Genomic DNA, 16,704 nt, shown 5'->3' on the forward strand with positions numbered 1-16,704 from the left:
GAAGCTGCTTCGCTGAAGCGGCTGACACGTGCCGGGGCGCCTGGGCAGGCTTCGCGGGGCCTGTTCAGCGGGGGCGCCACGTGCGGATCTCCAGGTGGGTGATGTGGGCGTCCGGGTGGATGCGCCCGGTCTGGACCAGCCACTGGTGCACGGCCGCGGTGACGTCGCCGCCGACGGCGTCGACGCGGCGGGCGAAGTCGGCGGCGTCGAAGCCGCCGGTCTGGGCGGAGCCGTAGGAGCGTTCCTCGGTGTGGTCGGCGCGCTGGGTGACGTCCCGGCGGATGCCGGGCGAGTCGGTGCGGCTGCCGGAGGGGTGCAGGTAGCCGGTCTTGGCCAGGCGGACGGTGAAGGCCAGCCGCAGCCCCTGGCGGGCTGCTTCGGCGATGAGGGGGCGCAGGCGTGCGGAGCCGGAGGCGATGGCCTGGGCGCCCACGCGGCCGGTGCCGGTGCCGGTGGGGGTGATCAGGACGGCCTTGCTGCGCACGCGGGCGCGGGCTCCGGAGGCGGTGGTGCGACGCTGGGTGTGGCGGGCGGCGATGGCAGCGAGCTCGGGCAGGTCGGTGATGCCGCCGACCTCGAGGGCGGCCACGACCTGCCGCAGGGCGGGGACGAAGGCCGCGCCCTTGTTCTTCGTGTAGAACTGCGAGACCAGGGAGGGGTCGCGGTCGAGGATGCGGGCGATGTCGCGTCGGGTGTAGCCGGCTTGCTGGAGCCGGTCGGCGAGGCGTGCCGCCTCGTTCAGTTCGCCGTGCGGGGCGCGTGTGTTGCGGCGTGGCATCACGCCTCCCGCTCAGCGGTGAGCGCCGCTCGTCCGGCTTCCCGCAGCGCGAGGAGCTCTTCTTCCGTGGCGGGTGCGGCGTGGGGGCCTGTGAGGTGGCCGCGCAGGAGGTAGTCGCCGGGCTGGTGGTGGTAGGGCCAGTCCTGACGCTGGGTGAGGTAGAGGGCGTCGGTGCGGAAGGCGACGACGGTGCCGGGCGGGGTGTGCAGGGCGCCAGCGTAGGTGTCGTCGTCGCGGTGGCGCTGGGTGAGCAGCGCGGCGCGGGCGCCGGACCAGATGGCGGCGGCCCATTCGGGGTGGGCGTTGGGGTCGCGGGCGAAGCCGGTGGGCTTCTGCCAGGTGATCAGCTCGTCGTCGAAGCCGATGACCTCGGCGTCGGGCGGCACGTCGCGCTCCATGGACCGGGGGGTGGTGCCGGTGACCATGCGCGGGCGCTGGGCGAAGGCGCCGATGCCGTACAGGAGGATCGAGCGCACGGCTCGGGAGGCGAGGTGCGCGGCGCGGGCCTGCTGCGGGTCGCCTTGGAAGTGGGCCTGGGCGGAGAGGTTGGCCCAGGCCTCCTTGAGCTTCTTGGCCCAGTCGTCCAGGGGTTTGCCGTCCTCCCACAGGATTCCGTCGAGGATTTCGATCCTCCACGGGGTGAGGGGGTTGGTCATGGCGGTGTGGACCTCGGGGCCGCCGGCCCAGGTGGTGAAGGTGGCGCCGGGTTCGGCCGGGTAGTGCCAGGCGCGGTCTCCGGGCGCGGGAGCCGGGAGGAGCCCGACGTGGTTCCAGTTGTCGGGGACGGTGACGCGGATCTGCCAGTGCCCGCTCCCGTACAGGGCGCGCGTCTGTTCTTTCTCGGACCAGGCGGCGAAGGTGGCGGCGGTGACGCGGCGGGGGGTGCCGACGGGGGATTTCCAGGTGTGCTTGGCGTAGGCGAAGGTGCGGTCGTACTCGACGAGCTGGGGCAGCTGGTCTGGGACGCGGGGCGGGGTGAGGAGTTCGTTGCGGCCTTGCCCGGCGGTGGCGTGCAGCAGGCCGCGCAGTTCCTCCGAGAGGACGGGGAAGCCGTCGGCGTGCTGGCCTCGGGCGGGGATGGTGCGGGTCCACAGGTCGCGGCCGGTCTGGGAGGGGGAGCCCATGAGGACGGCGTCGTTCCAGTGGCGGCGCAGGGCCTGCCACAGCAGCACGAACGCGTCGCGGACGGTGTGCGGGTCGTCTTCGCCGGTGTCGAACCACTCCCCCACCGAGCGGATCTCCACGTGGCTGTCGCCGTTGTCCCGCTGGTAGCGCCCGACGGGGTTGCGGGCGTGGACGAAGTGCCCGGCCATCCGGTCGCGGCCGCGGCCGGTGTCGGTGCGCCAGCCCGGGATCGGCGCGTTCAGCCAGGCGGAGACGGCGTCGCGGAGGTAGGGGTAGCGGTCCGCGTCGCGGTGCCAGGGGTCGCCGGCGGTGATGTAGATCCGTTCCACGCCCTCGGGGATGGTGTGGAAGACGGCGGTGAGAATGTCCGCGGCCGACCGGCCGGCGAGGTCGAGGTGGTGGGTCTGGTTGCGGTGGACCAGGATCCCGGTGGTGGCGTCCAGGAAGACGGTGGAGCGGGGCTGCTGGGTGAAGTTAGGCCGGGTGGACGCCAGTACGGGGGTGGCGGCGAGCCAGGCATCGCCGCTGCTGCCCGCCGGAATGGAGGGAAGATTCCGCGGCGTCTGGGGCGCTGTGGGCGCCTGCGGGGTCGCGGGTTCTGCGGGAACCGCTGGCTGGGCAGGTCGCGCAGCGGCGGTGGTCGTTGTGGGGGCGGTCGCGGCCTGTTGCGGCGGGGGCGGTGGGGCTTCGAATGTGGCCTTGGCCGTGAAGGGCTCGGCCGTCGCCGGCTGCAGGGCATCGTTCACAGCGAGGCTGTCGGGGGCCAGGGCCGGGGCGAGGGCGACCACGTCGGCCACGCCCAGTCCGGCCGCCGGGGCGATCCGCTCAGCCTTCGCCTTCGGGTAGGAGGCCAACTGGATGATCAGCTTGTCGCGGTCCGCTTCCTGCTTCGTCAGTGCGGCCCGAATCCTTTTGATCTGGTCCCGCACGGTGCGCAGGTCGGCGAGCGCGGCGCTGTAGCTGGGTGCGTCCATCGGGCGTTCCTTGTCCGGGCCGAGTTCAGTCGACGGTGGCGTGAGTGGAAACGTAGGCGAGGGCTCCGCCCGAGTGGGAGGCCAGCCGCGTGCCCAGCAGCTGTTCGGCAAGCTGCCGGTCGCCATCGGCGTGGGAGGTGAGGCGGGTTTGCGGGGTGGCCAGGTCGGTGACGTAGCCGACCAGGCAGGCATCGGGAAAGGCGTGACGGCCCTCGGAGTTCTTCTCCCACCGCTGAAGGCCGGTCAGGACGGCCACCACGTAGCCGGACAAAGTGACCGGCAGCACTCCCCCGGCCGCGACACTCGCCGCGTCGCACCGCCACCAGCCGCGCAGCGCCTTGAGCAGGTCCTCCGACGGGAGGTCGGCGGCGAAGCCGAGCCAGGAGCGTTCTGGTTCCTGCGTCCGCCGGGCCGCATCCACCCGCAGGACGGCGATTTCCCGGGCCGGCAGTCGATCGAGCGGCGCCTGCCGCCGCGTCTGCAGGGCCTGGACGACCTCGAGCGGAACCATGACGCGCACGCCGCGGCGGGACAGGCCTGGCAGCAGTCCGGCAGCGATGAGGCGGCGGAATGTGGTGATCGCGCAGCCGAGCTCCTCCGCGGCCTGCCCGGTCGTCAGCAACATCCCACCCACTCCCTACATGCAAACTCTCATATCTGATTCGGCATGAAGATTAGCGGAGTCCTGAGGAACCGTCAAAGACCGGACAACCGACCTCGCCCATCAAGCCCAGGCCTCCTGCCTGTCGGCGGCTCCGGGGCGCCCCGACCACGACGATTGCCACCAAGTCGTCTATCGGCACGCCGGGCACAGGTTGTCGTCGTTGTACTCGTATGGAACGTCGGCCGGAGCAAGGTGGACGGTCCGGCACGAGGTGCACAGGTCTCCTCCGCAGCTGCGGCAGCCCACGTAGCGCCCGCCCGCGTACTCGTAGCGTCGCTTCTCGATATATGGGTCGTTGCACCTCTTTTGCTGTTCCGGCTCGGCCTCGGGGTACAGCGCTGCGACTTGGTAGGTGTCCTTCAGTTTGACCTGAGTGAGGTCCTGGCCTTCCTGGAAGACTCGTCGCCACTCTCCTTGCAGATGCAGTTCGTCAGCGCCGCATACCTTCACGAGGGTCAGGCCTTCGTCGTACGCCTTATAGGCCTTGGACCATAGGTTGGCGAAGGCTTGTGAGCGGATGATGTGCATCCAGTCGGGACGGCGCAGATCCTTGTTGGATGTCGGTTCCCCCATGGTGGAGACAAATTCGGAGTACAAGGCTTTCACGTACGCCAGCGTGACCGCGTCGTCCTCGTCGAGGGCGCGGGCCCGCGCGTCGCGCAGGGTGGTACGGAACTTCTCAAGCAGGTTCTCGGTGGACCCGGACGTGTAGGACTCGTGGATGACCGGTGGGTCACACAGTGCGTACTTGGAGCTCGATAGGCGCAGCAGGAGCCGCAAAGTGGACTCGGTAATCCAGACAGGTCCAGGTTCAAGGCGCGGCCCAAGAGGGCTGGGCAGGTAGGCGCCGTGTTCCCAGGCTGAGGGGGTGATGAGATGGATACCAGCGCGACGCCGGTCATGCGGGTGAGGGTCAGTGGGCTGGAGCTGGCCGAGGGGAAGATGGGTCTTAAAAGCGGCTAGGTAGGCACCGTTAATGTTGAGCGCCGTCACTGAGTCCGTCTGGTCTGGTGCCTGTGGGCGCTGCCAGTCGGGACGTGCCTCCCAGACTCGGTCAGGCGTGTGCGGGGAGGGCTTGCGGAGTGTCTCGGGCAGTGCGGGGCGGCGGACGATGTCGTACCGGGCACCGATTCGGCACACATCGAGCAGCCGCATGGCGTCCGGGATTGCGCGTGCGGTGAGTGCTGCGATGGCTTGGCGCTGATCTCCGTCGTGGGCGGCCACGGCTGCGGCGACGGTCTCCCCGACCAAGTCCTGGGGGCTGTTGAAGCGGTGTGAGGCACCGGCGCGGGGGTGTGGGATCCGGGGCCGTGGTGTCTCATCAGGCTCGGGAAGGCTGACGGTCGGCAAGGGGGTGGCTGCCTCTGCGCACTCGGCAGCGGTGAGGTGTTGCGGATAGCCGTCCACGTGCTGGCTGGCCGGGTTTCCGCACAGCACGCAGAAGGGGTGTTGTGGCAGGAGTTCGGTGGAGGTGTCGGGCGTCGGCTGGTTGAGGGCGAGGTTGGGATTCTCGGCGGCGCAGGCGCGGGCTTGCGTGAGGAAATAGGCGTAGGCGGCGCGGACGTGTCCTTGCGGCTCGGTGTGTCCCCCTTCCCATGCGTGGAGCGTGGCGGGGCTGATGCCGATCGCGTGGGCTACCGCATCAGCGGTGAGGGCGAGATCGGTACGCAGCCTGCTGCGTTCGGCGGGCTCGGGCAGAGGACAGCGGGTGGCGAGGAGGTCGTCGATCGCGGGATATCTACTCAATCATCTGTTCTTTCTCGACATGGCGCGTGGCGGAAAACGAGAGGAAGCAGCAAGTGCTGGCGGCGTTGGCGATACCGTCCTTCTCTCCGGTCCGTCAACCGGAAGCCCTTGCCGGCGCCGCTCGCCAGGACTCATCGGCGTTGCTGGTCCACGAGGCCGGATCAATGTCGGGGCGAGAGGCATTTACCGAGGGCCCACATGGCGCGCAGCAGGCGAGCGCGGTCAGCCATCGGTATACGGACCTGATGTGGACCGGCACGGATGGTGTGCCGGACACGTCTCGAACCTAAAGCGGGCTCGCAGGGCGACGCGAGCCTTTCGGTCATTTGTTCCCATGTGTTGCCCAGACGCAACGCGCGTAGCACGCGGTGGTCCGCCGTCCGCCGGTAGCCGACGAGCCCTGACTGGAAGTCCGGCGCACTGTTGGTCACCGGCAGGATGTCCCGCCCCGCCTTGGCGTTCAAAATGCCATCAGCGCAGGTGAAAGCACACTTCTAACGGGCAAAGGCGGGAGCTCTGATTCGCGTCCTTGCGCAGGAGAGGGGCACTGTAGAGGCAGGGTCTGACAATGCGTCGGTACGGCCGATGCGGCGGATATGGCGCGAAGTTTCGGCTACCGCCCGGTACCCCAGCCAGACGCTACATGCGCTGCCGGAAGGGTGCGCCAGGATGCGCCTATGAGTCCCACCCCGACAATCCTGCCCACCTTCCGGGCGGCGACTGCGCTCACACCGGCGACGGCTCTGGAGCCGCTCTGTTTCCGCCTCTTGCAGCCGCGCGCCTTGCCGGTGTGAACGTGGCGTACGCGCCACAGCTCGCCGTCGCGGATCCGACTGGCGTCCCCACGGCATGTTCCCAAACTCCTGCCCTGCCTTCCGAGTAGCACCTCCTATCAACATTTCCATGCATATATGAGAGTTGTTCGTGATCCCTCTGTCCTTCGAAGTGCACCAGCAGACTGATCCCCCGCCGCCACTGAGCATCGGCCGTCGCTTCGCTGATCCGGCACACATGACCGCACGGTTCGTCCGCCCTGACGGCACCGAGTACGAACTGCCCTGGCTGGAGACGGCTGGAGAACAGCGGCTGGAGGAGTGCCTGCCGGTACGGCGGTTCCCTGCCTGCAAGGGGCGGCGCTCGGCGCCGGGCTGGTATTGGTCCTCGACCGACAGGTGCCTGGTGCACCACGGGTTCAAGGCCATGCGCACGCAGCTCATGATGCTGGACCACGATCCGGTGGTGACGGCTCTGGCCTGCCGGCCGGTGGAGCTGTCGTGGCACGGCCGGGGCAGCAGGACGGTGTCACACGCGCCGCACCTGATGGCACGTCTGGCGGATGGCAGCGGACTGCTGGTGGACTGTGCGAGCCGGTTCGGGGCGGGGCGGCGACTGGTTTGGCGGGCCGCCCACCTGGAAAAGGCTGCGGCCGCCGCAGGCTGGCACTACCGTCTGATCGGACCGCCGCAGCCCGTGGTGGAGGCCAACGTGCGCTGGCTCGCCGGCTACCGGCATCCGCGGTATGCGCAGGACCGGTTGCCGGAGGTGGCCGAGTGTTTCCGGACACCGACGGCGCTGGCCGAGGGGGTGCGGCTGCTGGGTGATCCGATCGCGGTGTGGCCGTCGGTGTTCCACGCACTGTGGGTGGGCGTGCTGAGCGTGCCGCTGGAACGCCCGCTGGACGAACGGACCGTCGCGGTGGCATGCGCGGAGGACGGGCGGTGAGCCGGCCCTTGCTCAGGCCCGGCACCGTCGTGCGCTACGGCAACCGGGAGTGGACCGTCGCGGGTATCGAGGCATCCTCGGCGTCCGGTGCGCGGATCTGGCTCTCCGGGACGGAGAAGAAGGACGAGCAGGACACACTGGCGGTGTTCGAGCTGGCGGAGTTGCTCGGCGATGCGTCGTTCGAGCCGGTAGGGGGTCCGCCGCGTCTGCGGGTACCGCAGATGGGCCTGCTGTCGACGGTGTCCGAGGACGAGCAGTGGCGTGCGTTCGAACTGGAGCGGCACGTCCGCGAGGTGGAGACGGGGCGTCCCACCCTGGACGGCACGGCGTCGGTGAGACCTGAGTACGATCCCGTGTCCACCACCCTGGCCCAGCGTGAGCAGGCGAAGGCCGATGAACTGGCCGCGCAGGGCTGGTCGGACGTGAGCCGGGCGACGGTGCGCAGGTGGCGTGCGCGCTACCACGCGGACGGGGTGTGGGGGCTGGTCAAGAAGCGTCGCAGCTCGGCGAGGCTGGTCCGCGCCGATCCCCGGGTGGTCGAGGCGCTGCGCGCCCTGCTGGCTGTCGAGGCTTCCCGCTCCCGGTCGCGGGGGTGGAAGAAGCGGATGCGCGGGGAGGTGCAGTGGTGGCTGGACGACCACCACCGCGAGGACGGCCGGCGGACGGTCGAGGTGCCGCCGCAGTCCACGTTCAACAGGCTCCTCGATACGGTGGAAGCATCCCTCGGGTTGCAGGGGACGGTGGCGCAGCGGCGTGCCCGCGCCGCCCGTCCGGCCCCGCCGTTCACCCCGACGCTGGCGCTGCGTCCGGGGGAGATCGTGATGCTGGACAGTTCGCCGCTGGACGTGCTGGTGGTCCTGGACGACGGGGTGGTGGGGCGGCTGGAGTTGACCATCGCCGTGGATGTGGCCGTGCGCGGTCTGTGGGGGGTGCTGCGGCCGGTGGGGAGCAAGCTGACGGACGTGGCGGTGCTGCTGGCGCAGATGATGACGCCGATGGTGATGCGGCCCGGCTGGTCCGCGGCGCTGTCGATGGCCTCCTCGGTCGTGCCGCACGAGCGGCTGACCGGCATCGACGAGCGGCTGAAGGACGCGGCGGCCCGTCCGGTGATCGTGCCCGAGACGGTCGTGGTCGACCAGGGCAAGGTGTTCGTCTCTGCAGCCACCCGGGCCGCGTGCGAGAGTCTGGGGATCTCGCTGCAGCCGGTGCCTCCGGCCAACGGACCGGCGAAGGGACATGTGGAGAGGCCGTTCGGTTCGATCAATTCGCTGTTCTGCCAATGGCTGCCCGGTTACACCGGTTCGAACGTGAGTGAGCGCGGCTCCAAAGTCGAGCAGGAGTCGCTGTGGACCGTGGCCGAACTCCGGGCATTGTGGGAGGAGTTCCTCGTGTACTGGCACCACCGCCCGCACGCGGGGCTGCGGCATCCTCTGATGCCAAAGAAGGCTCTCACCCCGAACCAGATGTGGGCGGCACTGCTGCCCGTCGCCGGGTACGTGCCGGTGCCTTTGTCGTCGGACGACTTCGTGGAGCTGCTGCCGGTGCGCTGGCAGCCGATCACCGATGCCGGTATCCGGTTCAACTACCGCACCTACGACGGTAGCTGCCTCAACGGCCACCGCGGGCAGGACTCCGGGGTGCGGGCGCAAAAGGGCCTGTGGGAGGTGCACTACAACCCTTACGACCCGGTCCGGATCTGGGTGCGGCTGCCGGAGGGTTTCCGCGAGGTGGCATGGATCCACACCACCTCGGTCGCCCTCCCGTTCACGCACCACGTCTGGGAACACATCTGCAAGGTGGTCGAGCGCACCGGCTCGCGTGAGGAGCACGAGGCCGAACTGGCCCTAGCCCTGGACGCCTTCCTCAGGCGGGCCGCGGGCAAAGAGAAGCTGTCCGGCAGGGAGCGGCGGGTGATGGCGAAGTCCCGCGCCTCGGAGACCGTGCCGGTGCCCGCGGGCGAGATCAATGTGCTGGACGTGCTCGCCCCGTCGTTCGGGCTGGCCGGCGTGTACGCGGCGCCTGATCCCGACGACGAGACCCTGCCGGATGAGGACGACGAGGATGTCATCGGTGACGGGTCACAGGCCGGCCATGTCTCGGAAGGGTCTCTCATCCTCAGCGACCAGGATCTTGAGGAGGACCAGTGGCTGCCGTGATTACTGCCGTCGGCGGGGACTTCTCCGACAGTGATGTCACTCCCGGCGCGGTCACGGACTGCGTCCGGTGGCAGGAGTACGTCCGCCGTCTACGGGTGATCGCCCCTCCGGCGGACGACCCGTCCTGGGATCAGGCGAGGCGGCTGAACTACCACTCGGAGTTCGTCACCCTCAAGACGCCGTCCATGGAACGGGCGATGGCAGAGCTGAGGGTCACTCTGCTGGTGAACAACAAGCAGCCGGGTACCGCCCGGCGCGGGCTGATCGTGTCCGGGCCTCCGGGGGCGGGAAAGTCGACCACCCTCATGGAACTCGGCCGGTCCTTCGAACTGAGCGAACGGCGCCGTCGGCCGGGCCTGGAGGGCTCCATGCCCGTGCTGTTCGCTTCCGTCCCGCCCACCTACACGCCCAGGAACCTGGCCAAGGTCCTCGCCCGGTTCGCGGGCATTCCCGTCCACGACCGGATGACCGAATACACCATCACCAACGCCGTGTGCCACGTCATGTTGGAGCGGGGCACCCGGCTTGTGTTCATCGACGACGTGCACCTGCTCAACACCCGTACCCGGCCCGGCGCCGACACCTCCGACCAGGTCAAGACCCTGATGGAACGAGTACCCGCGACGTTCGTGCTGGCCGGTGTCAACGTGGAGGACTCGCCGCTGCTGACCGGGCCCCGCGGTGCCCAGCTCGCCGCCCGCTGCAAACTCCTGCGCACTCCTCCGCTGCTCAACGGAACCGCGGAGCAGAAGAAGATGTGGCGCACGCTCCTGGGCGACATGGAGGGGGCGCTGCGGCTGGCCCACCACCGGCCCGGAACGCTGGTACGCCACGCCGCCTACATCCATCTGCGCACCGGCGGCGTGATGGCCAGTCTCTCCCTCCTCGTCAGGGAGGCAGCGATCCGTTCCATCCTGGACGGAAGCCTCGCGATCACGAAGAAACATCTGTCGCAGGTGCTCCTCGATGTCCAGGCCACGAACGCGGCGCGCGCCACTCTGCGGCAACGCCCTGGCAGCTGACCGGCGCGGTGGGAGGCCCACCCGGGGCTGCCACCGCGGGCCCGCCCTGCAGCCCCCCCCCTCCCCGTGCCGACGGGGCGCTGGTCCATGGCCGCGCCCCCTGCCCTGCTCTGCCCTCAACGCCCCACATGCAAAGGACGATGCCAGTGCAACCCTCCGCCTCCACGTTTGTTCGGATCCCACCCGTGGCGGGGGAACTGACCGGCTCCTGGTTCCGCAGGACGGCCGCCCCTTACGGTCTGCCCGCGCAGGACTTGCTGCGGGGCATCCTGGGCGGCACGCACCGGGTGCAGGTGACGGGCACTCCGGGCACCGGCCTGGAACTGTTCCTCAACACACCCGCACGAACGGCCCTTATCCGCTCCACCGGTCATCACCTGCATCAGCTCACCCGCCTGCTGCCCGCTCTCGCCGCCCGGCACGAGCGAGTCACGGACGACGAGAACCTGCGGGCGGCCTGGTACATGCCGGGCGAGGCGTGGGTGGGGGCCTGTCCCCCGTGCACCGGGCGGGCCGGATGGCCGGTGCTGGTGTATCCGGGAACGGCCGGGCACGTCTGCCGGCGTCACCGCCGCTGGCTCCTCGCGCATCCCGGGAGGCCGGCGAGCATTCCGCTGGAGACCCTGCCCGAGGTCCTCACTGCTCACCGCCATCACTCCGTTCTCGCCCGGTCCCGTCCGGATGCGGCGGACGTGGTGGCCCTCGCCGCGGCGGTGGTGTGGTCGTGGCAGGTACAGGGGTGGAGATCCGAGCCGGTCTGGCAGGACCGTGTACGCCGACTGGCCGCAGTCATGGGATCCGTGCCGACGGCCGTGGTGCCACATGCGCTGGTGTCCTATCCGGAGACGATCGCCGTGGCCCGGCTGCTTGGCGCTCCGCGCTGGCAGCAGCGGCTGCGTGAGACCGCCGCAGTCGAAGGGGCAGGCGCCGCAACAGCTTTGCTTCTCGGGGAAATCAGCCGCCGGGCCGGCAGACCGTGGCTCGCAGACTGGCTGACCGCCTGCACCCGCACCCGGCCAAGAACAGCCGCACAAGCCGATCCCCTCAACGGGTGGCTGCGCCGACTCACCGCTGCGGACGGCACCGGAAGCGACGGCCTATGGACACTGCACCGGGCGGCCGTACGGCCCACCGAGTACGGCGACCGCGCCAGCTTCCTCACCGACCGCCGTTCCCGCAGCATCTGCGAAGAAGCCGGGGCGGTCTTCCTGACCGGTGGCTGGGAACCGGTGCCTGCACCCGCGGCCCGGGCCTGCGCCTTGCCCGTGACATCTCCCCCATCAAGGCAGTGCCGCCTCGTCGGCCTGCTCGGTGACTCGCCCGTTGTCCCTATCAGCGATCTCAAGGAGCTATGCCTCATGTGGCTTTCACTCCAGGCAGCACACCAAAGGCTTGCCGACCTCACCCACCACACGACAGTCCCCGCGTATCTGGATCATGTGAACCGCTACACGTTCGCCGCTGCCAGCCACGTGCTCATCGGTGATACAGCCGTGCCCGGCTACAAGTACCGGCAGCAATGGCGCTTCCTCGACCGGGACATCCAGAAAGCCGGCAAGCGACTCGCCGGAATCGCGATCGACCCCGGCGACCTGGTCAACGCCGGCCTGGAGGCCAGCGAGCCACACACCTGGCGCTCTCGCGTCTGGCAGTGGATCTCTCAGGCCACCTATGAGTCCGAGCTTCCTCAGATGCAGGGCCCCGATGTCCTGTCCAAGGATTTCGCCGGGCAGCAGCTGCCCGAAGCTTTCACTCGGCGGACCATCGCGAGCACCCGGCCGCTGCCGCTGATGGTCTGGTCGGGGAAGGAGTGGCTGGTTCCTCGCGCCTATGCCGCTGTGCTGGACCGGGCCGAGGAGGTCGAAGCCAGCCTCGCAGCGCAGGACGACGTGTGCAGCGGCTGCGGAACGCCGGCCGGCCGCGAGCAGTGGCGTTCCTCCAGCGCCTCAGGGTTCGTCGTCCTGTGCCCGTCGTGTGCTGCCCATGCCTCCAGGCCCTATACCGGCCATCTGCGAGGCCGCCAGTACACGAAGGGGTTCGCTAAACGCTCTCCCGCCGAGGTCTTCCTGTGCCGGATGTGTCCTGAACCCCGGCGGGCCCTGTATTGGGACCACTGCCATTCCCACGGTCTGCTCCGCGGGCCGTTGTGCGTGAAGTGCAACAACTCCGAGGGCGCTCATAGGTTCATCGACCGTCCCGGAGGCGTCGAGCACCTTCTGCAGTGCACGGACTGCCGCGCTCAGCGGACCCTGCCCCTCCAGCACCACTCCGACATCGTCCGCCGCCTTGCCGTATTCGAACCGCACGCGGCATGTACGCACGAACTGTCCTGGAGGTGGTTCTACGCCGAGGACGACGGATCGGTCGTGGCCCGGTTCCGGTGCTATCAGCATCAGCCGGAGCTTGCATGGTCCGTCACCGTCCCATCGGACGAAGTGAAGCTTCTGGTACGCCGGTTCATCGACGAAGCCATCGGCTCCGGGCTGTAGCGGGGCGCCGGGCGTGTCGTCCTCGGCCGCCACCGGAGACGACATGCCCGCTGAGACGGACCGCCTCAAGCGCAGAGGCCAAAGCGCCGTTACGGGTGCCGAGGTTCTTCGACCACACCCGAATGCACACCAGTTGACTCTGGTACAGCCTCCGTACCAGTGAGGCTCTCCTTGGTTCAGCGGTGTATGGCGACGACTTCGACCTCCGCGTTCATCGCGCGCAGCCGCCTGACTGCATGGAGAAGTGAGACCTGGGCAAACGCGAAGAGCGAGTCGACGCGGATGTCCTGGCCGTCCTTCAAGAGGATCCCGAAGACCAGCGACCTGCTCAAGGAATTTGGTCCGTACTTCGAGGTCGCTGCGCAGCGTCTCGACGGCCACCACACCCTGAGCGAACAGGTGGTTGAGGGGGGCCGTGCTGGCGGGTGCCTTCTTGATGCAGATCAGCTGGTTCTCGGGGCCGAAGACGTCGCAGATCTCCAGTCCCCCTCCCTTGAACTTCTCTGTGACGATGTTCTTTTTATCGAACAGGAGATACCCGTCGGGCTCCGCTGCTTGATGGTTGAACCAGTCCTCGTCGTGAGAGTCGTGGCCTTTGGAGTTGAGTGGGCCCTTGGGCCATGGCGGCAGAGTGACCGTCTGCGGCTGGGTGAACAGGGCGGTGAGTTCTTCCTCCAGGGTCTCGAGGAAGCCGGTCCCTACCTCGAACCATTTGCCGTTGCCGTAGAAGAGACGGTCGGTGCCCATCGTGATGTCGGCGATGAGCCACTCTTTTCCGTTGGTGGTGACGCCTGCCGGTGTCTGGTAGTCGTCGTCGCTGAACATGGTGACCCGTACGTCGCCGAGGGCCTTGAGCCGTTCTCCTTCGGGCTTGTCCTGTACGAGCTGCAGCAGGTGGTGCAGTTCGAGTTCGCTTGTCTCGATCGTGCGGGCGCCTCGTCTGGCGCGGAACGCCTGGGCCGAGCTGTAGCTTTCCTGGCATGAGTCGGGGATCCCGATGGTCAGGCGGGGGCTGTCCAGGTCCGTGAGGTGTGTTTCCAGGACCGCCTGGGCCTCCATGGCCTTGTGGCTGCGGTTGTCGAGAGTGTGGACCCTGCTGACAAAGCGCAGTTGCGGCAGCGGATCGGGCTTCGAGCAGACGTCTTCGATCGCCTGGAGGTCGCTCAGGAACTGTTCCACGGTGGTGGCCAGCGGAAGCTTGATGGTGGCCTGTGAGCACTCAACGCGGACCTGTCGTGTCCTACCGGTCTCCAGGGAGGTCAGTGACAGTCCGCTGACGGTGCCGCAGATGCGGCGGACGACGGCACCGAAGCGGTCCAGGCCGAAGTCGTCGATCCGCTCGCCCCGTGACACCGAGTACTCGTCGACGCGGCCTCTGCCGTCCATGATCTGGTTGCGGATTTTGATGACCCCGTCGTCGTTGAGGCAGCGGGTTGCGAACTCCAGTCCGAACTCGTCGTCACGGAAGTAGGGGTCCAGCATGTGCTGCCCTACCCCGTAACTCAGCGCGTAGGTGCCACGGGCGGTGCGTATGAGGATGAGTCCCGCCGCGGCACGGCTGCGTTCGTTGACTTCCAGTCCGGTGATGGATTCCACCGCGCTGCACCAGTCGGCGCGCTCTCGGGGAACACCTCCGGTGATCAGCATGCCTTCCATCCCCTGGCGGGTGAACTCCCTGGCCTGGTAGTCCTCACTGTCGAGGTATCTCTCGCGGATGAACTTGTGCAGTTCCGGGGTAGTGCCCTCGGGGGGTTTGAGCCGGTGGAGGGTGGACTTACGGGTGGCGGATCGGGATGTGCGGGTACTGCTCACGACGGCCTCCCCACGCATGAAGCACTTGGAGACACCACGAAAGCAGACAGGGTGCCGTCTTCACCGCCGAACAGATCTATCCGGCTCATGGGGAAGGCCGGACTCCCGGGAAGCTGCACGGCATCCGCCCGGCGTCACCGGACCGGCCGGGACCGTCTGCTGGCGAGATGCGCCGTCTCATGCGGCAGCCGGTGAACGGGGGCCGTTGCATTCGGCCGCTCAGTATTCGGGCCGGGGTGGTTCACGGTGTCCAGAAGATTCCCTGCCCGCGACCGCGGATCGCGCGCTACTGCGGCACCGCGACCCTGCCTTCTGCTGCGCGGACCCATCTCCCGTGGAGGGCATGGTGAATGACGTCGTCGAGGACGTGCCAGTCCGCTTGGTGCCCGCAGCGGCCACACGTGGTAGGCGCGGATCTTGCGGGCCGAGTAGCCCTTGTCTGCGACGACGCGGTCGGGCCGGGTCCGGGGCCTGCCTGGTCCCGGACGCGCGATCCTGATCTGGTCCATGACCGGCTCGAGCTGGGTGCAGTCGTTCACGTTCCCGCCCGTCAGCGTGAACGCCAGGGGCCGGCCCAGGCCGTCGCAGGCCAGGTGGATCTTGCTGGTCAGCCCGCCCCGCGACCGGCCGAGCGCCTCGCCCTCCCAGGGCCCCCTTTTCGGGCCCCGGCGGCGTGCTGATGGGCCCGGACCGTGGTCGAGTCCACACAGACGACCGTCCAGTCGACCCGCCCGACGGCGTCGCAGTGCTGCTGGACGTGGGCCAGCAGGCGGTCCCACGTGCCGTCGGCGGACCAGTGCCGGAACCGTTCGTAGACCGTCTTCCAGGGCCCGTACCGCTCGGGCAGATCACGCCAGGCAGCCCCGGTGGACAGCTTCCACAAGATCCCGTTCACCACCAGCCGCCGGTCCCGACCAGGCCTGCCCATCCGACCCGGCGCCAGCAACGGAGCGATCAACGCCCATGACTCATCGGTCAGTTCATGCCTACGCACCACGAACGGACCAACGAGCCATCGACTTTCCGGACACCCCCTAGCCCCTTGATGCCCCTCGGGCCTGCCGGGGTACAAGACCGAGGCGGACCAACTCGGAACAGACCTCCTGCGCTGTCACGTCCTGGTGCTCAAGTGCCTGTTTGAGCGTGAGGTTGCCGCCCCGAAGAGCCTTTCCTTTCATCACATACGGAGTTTGCAGCATCGGGGGTGTGACGCCGGCTGCGGTGAACACCGCGGCGCTGGCGGGCTGAACGCGGATGTCAAGCCAGGCAGCGGCCGAGGATGCATCAAAGCCGTGCTCGCGCCACAGCGCCGCTGCAGCGTCGTGCCGCACGCCAACGCGGAGCCATGCTGCGACGTCCTTGTCGGTGAACCAGTTGTCCGCCCAGCCCCTGGCTTGGCGCTGGACGGTGCGGTATTCATCAGACGTGATCTTGTTGTCCGGGATGCCGTATCGGCGAGGGTCCCGATCTTTCATCACGTCACGGGCCAGCACCTGTTCCATGGGATCCAGCTCGCTCAGCCGGGGCCAGGGCTTGCCGCCGTGCGGGCGGGGCGCACGCGGGCGCGTGAGCGCCCCCTGCGCAGAGGACAGTTTTGTGCGGCGGATTCCTTCCTCCAGTCTGCTGGAGAGTGCCGAACCGGCGGTCACCACGGAACGGTTGAAGTTCCAGGCACGCAGGATGATTTCGGTTAGCGGGACGCCAAGTTCGTCGGCAAGGTCCCGTACACGGGTGTTCGTGATGCCTCCTTCGACTCCGGGGCTGGCGGCCGTCGTGGTCCTAGTGTTTCTCCTGCCACTGACAATCGGGGCTCTCCAGTAGTGGTCACGTCCCCGAACAGGCTGGTGGTCGCGTCTACGACAGTCCGAAGCCGAGGATGGTGTGTTCCATCGCGCGCACCCTGGACGTGATCGGCGAACCTTGGTCGCCGCTGATCCTTCGCGACGTGTGGGCCGGAGTGCGCCGCTTCGACCACATCCGGGCCGACCTCGGGATTTCCCGCAAGGTCCTCACCGAACGGCTCAACCACCTGGTCGAACATGGTGTGATCGAGCGGCTACCCACGACGCCCGCTCCCGCTACGAGTACCACCTCACCGCCAAGGGTGCCGACCGCGTCCAGATGCTCATGGTGATGGCGCGGTGGGGTAACCGCTGGCTCGCCGGCGAGGCCAGGCCTCCCGTCCTCTACCGCCACCATGCCTGCGGGTAGATCGG

10 protein-coding genes and 2 pseudogenes are annotated in these 16,704 nt (G+C 68.6%); 5 read left to right on the forward strand and 7 right to left on the reverse strand.

Going from position 1 to position 16,704, the window contains the following annotated elements:
* Window positions 1-64: 64 nt before the first annotated feature.
* The 4 genes from E5083_RS29895 to E5083_RS29910 form a co-directional block, all read right to left on the reverse strand.
* The gene (locus E5083_RS29895; protein ID WP_135788807.1) at window positions 65-778 is read right to left on the reverse strand and encodes a helix-turn-helix domain containing protein; all 714 of its coding nucleotides are present in this window, start codon (window positions 776-778) and stop codon (window positions 65-67) included.
* Window positions 778-2,877, reverse strand: a complete 2,100-nt coding sequence (locus tag E5083_RS29900) for an alpha-amylase family protein (protein WP_135788808.1) — start codon at window positions 2,875-2,877, stop codon at window positions 778-780. Before E5083_RS29900 ends, E5083_RS29895 begins: the two co-directional genes overlap by 1 nt.
* A 25-nt stretch (window positions 2,878-2,902) precedes the next feature.
* A complete protein-coding gene (locus E5083_RS29905; RefSeq protein ID WP_135788809.1) occupies window positions 2,903-3,502 on the reverse strand; it encodes a helix-turn-helix domain-containing protein in 600 nt (199 codons plus the stop codon).
* A 168-nt stretch (window positions 3,503-3,670) separates the two neighbouring features.
* On the reverse strand, window positions 3,671-5,287 hold the full coding sequence (locus E5083_RS29910) for a helix-turn-helix domain-containing protein (RefSeq protein ID WP_244317693.1): 1,617 nt from the start codon (window positions 5,285-5,287) through the stop codon (window positions 3,671-3,673).
* Window positions 5,288-6,211: 924 nt separating this feature from the next.
* Here E5083_RS29910 and E5083_RS29915 point away from each other — a divergent pair.
* The 4 genes from E5083_RS29915 to E5083_RS29930 all read left to right on the forward strand — a co-directional run bounded on the left by E5083_RS29915 (window position 6,212) and on the right by E5083_RS29930 (window position 12,676).
* Window positions 6,212-7,009: a TnsA-like heteromeric transposase endonuclease subunit gene (locus tag E5083_RS29915; RefSeq protein ID WP_244317694.1), complete on the forward strand. Its 798-nt coding sequence runs from the start codon at window positions 6,212-6,214 to the stop codon at window positions 7,007-7,009.
* On the forward strand, window positions 7,006-9,165 hold the full coding sequence (locus E5083_RS29920; protein ID WP_135788810.1) for a DDE-type integrase/transposase/recombinase: 2,160 nt from the start codon (window positions 7,006-7,008) through the stop codon (window positions 9,163-9,165). The genes E5083_RS29915 and E5083_RS29920 overlap by 4 nt, the downstream gene beginning before the upstream one ends.
* On the forward strand, window positions 9,153-10,187 hold the full coding sequence (locus E5083_RS29925; protein WP_135788811.1) for an AAA family ATPase: 1,035 nt from the start codon (window positions 9,153-9,155) through the stop codon (window positions 10,185-10,187). Before E5083_RS29920 ends, E5083_RS29925 begins: the two co-directional genes overlap by 13 nt.
* A gap of 185 nt (window positions 10,188-10,372) precedes the next feature.
* Window positions 10,373-12,676, forward strand: coding sequence for an endonuclease domain-containing protein (locus E5083_RS29930; protein ID WP_244317695.1), 2,304 nt, complete (start codon window positions 10,373-10,375; stop codon window positions 12,674-12,676).
* Window positions 12,677-12,852: 176 nt separating this feature from the next.
* On the opposite strand, the pseudogene E5083_RS32285 reads toward E5083_RS29930, so the two are convergent.
* The 3 genes and pseudogenes from E5083_RS32285 to E5083_RS29945 all read right to left on the reverse strand — a co-directional run bounded on the left by E5083_RS32285 (window position 12,853) and on the right by E5083_RS29945 (window position 15,990).
* Window positions 12,853-14,506, reverse strand: a pseudogene (locus tag E5083_RS32285) (DUF6119 family protein).
* A 257-nt stretch (window positions 14,507-14,763) separates the two neighbouring features.
* A pseudogene (locus E5083_RS29940) lies at window positions 14,764-15,485 on the reverse strand (IS5 family transposase); the annotation flags it as partial.
* A 37-nt stretch (window positions 15,486-15,522) separates the two neighbouring features.
* Window positions 15,523-15,990 (reverse strand): hypothetical protein, encoded by a 468-nt coding sequence (locus E5083_RS29945; protein WP_135788813.1) that lies wholly within the window; start codon window positions 15,988-15,990, stop codon window positions 15,523-15,525.
* 374 nt (window positions 15,991-16,364) lie between these two features.
* On the opposite strand from E5083_RS29945, the gene E5083_RS32290 reads away from it, so the two are divergent.
* Window positions 16,365-16,622, forward strand: coding sequence for a winged helix-turn-helix transcriptional regulator (locus tag E5083_RS32290; protein ID WP_208754218.1), 258 nt, complete (start codon window positions 16,365-16,367; stop codon window positions 16,620-16,622).
* The last annotated feature ends 82 nt before the right edge of the window (window positions 16,623-16,704 follow it).

The organism is Streptomyces bauhiniae, assembly GCF_004784475.1.
Taxonomy (GTDB): Bacteria; Actinomycetota; Actinomycetes; order Streptomycetales; family Streptomycetaceae; genus Streptomyces; species Streptomyces seoulensis.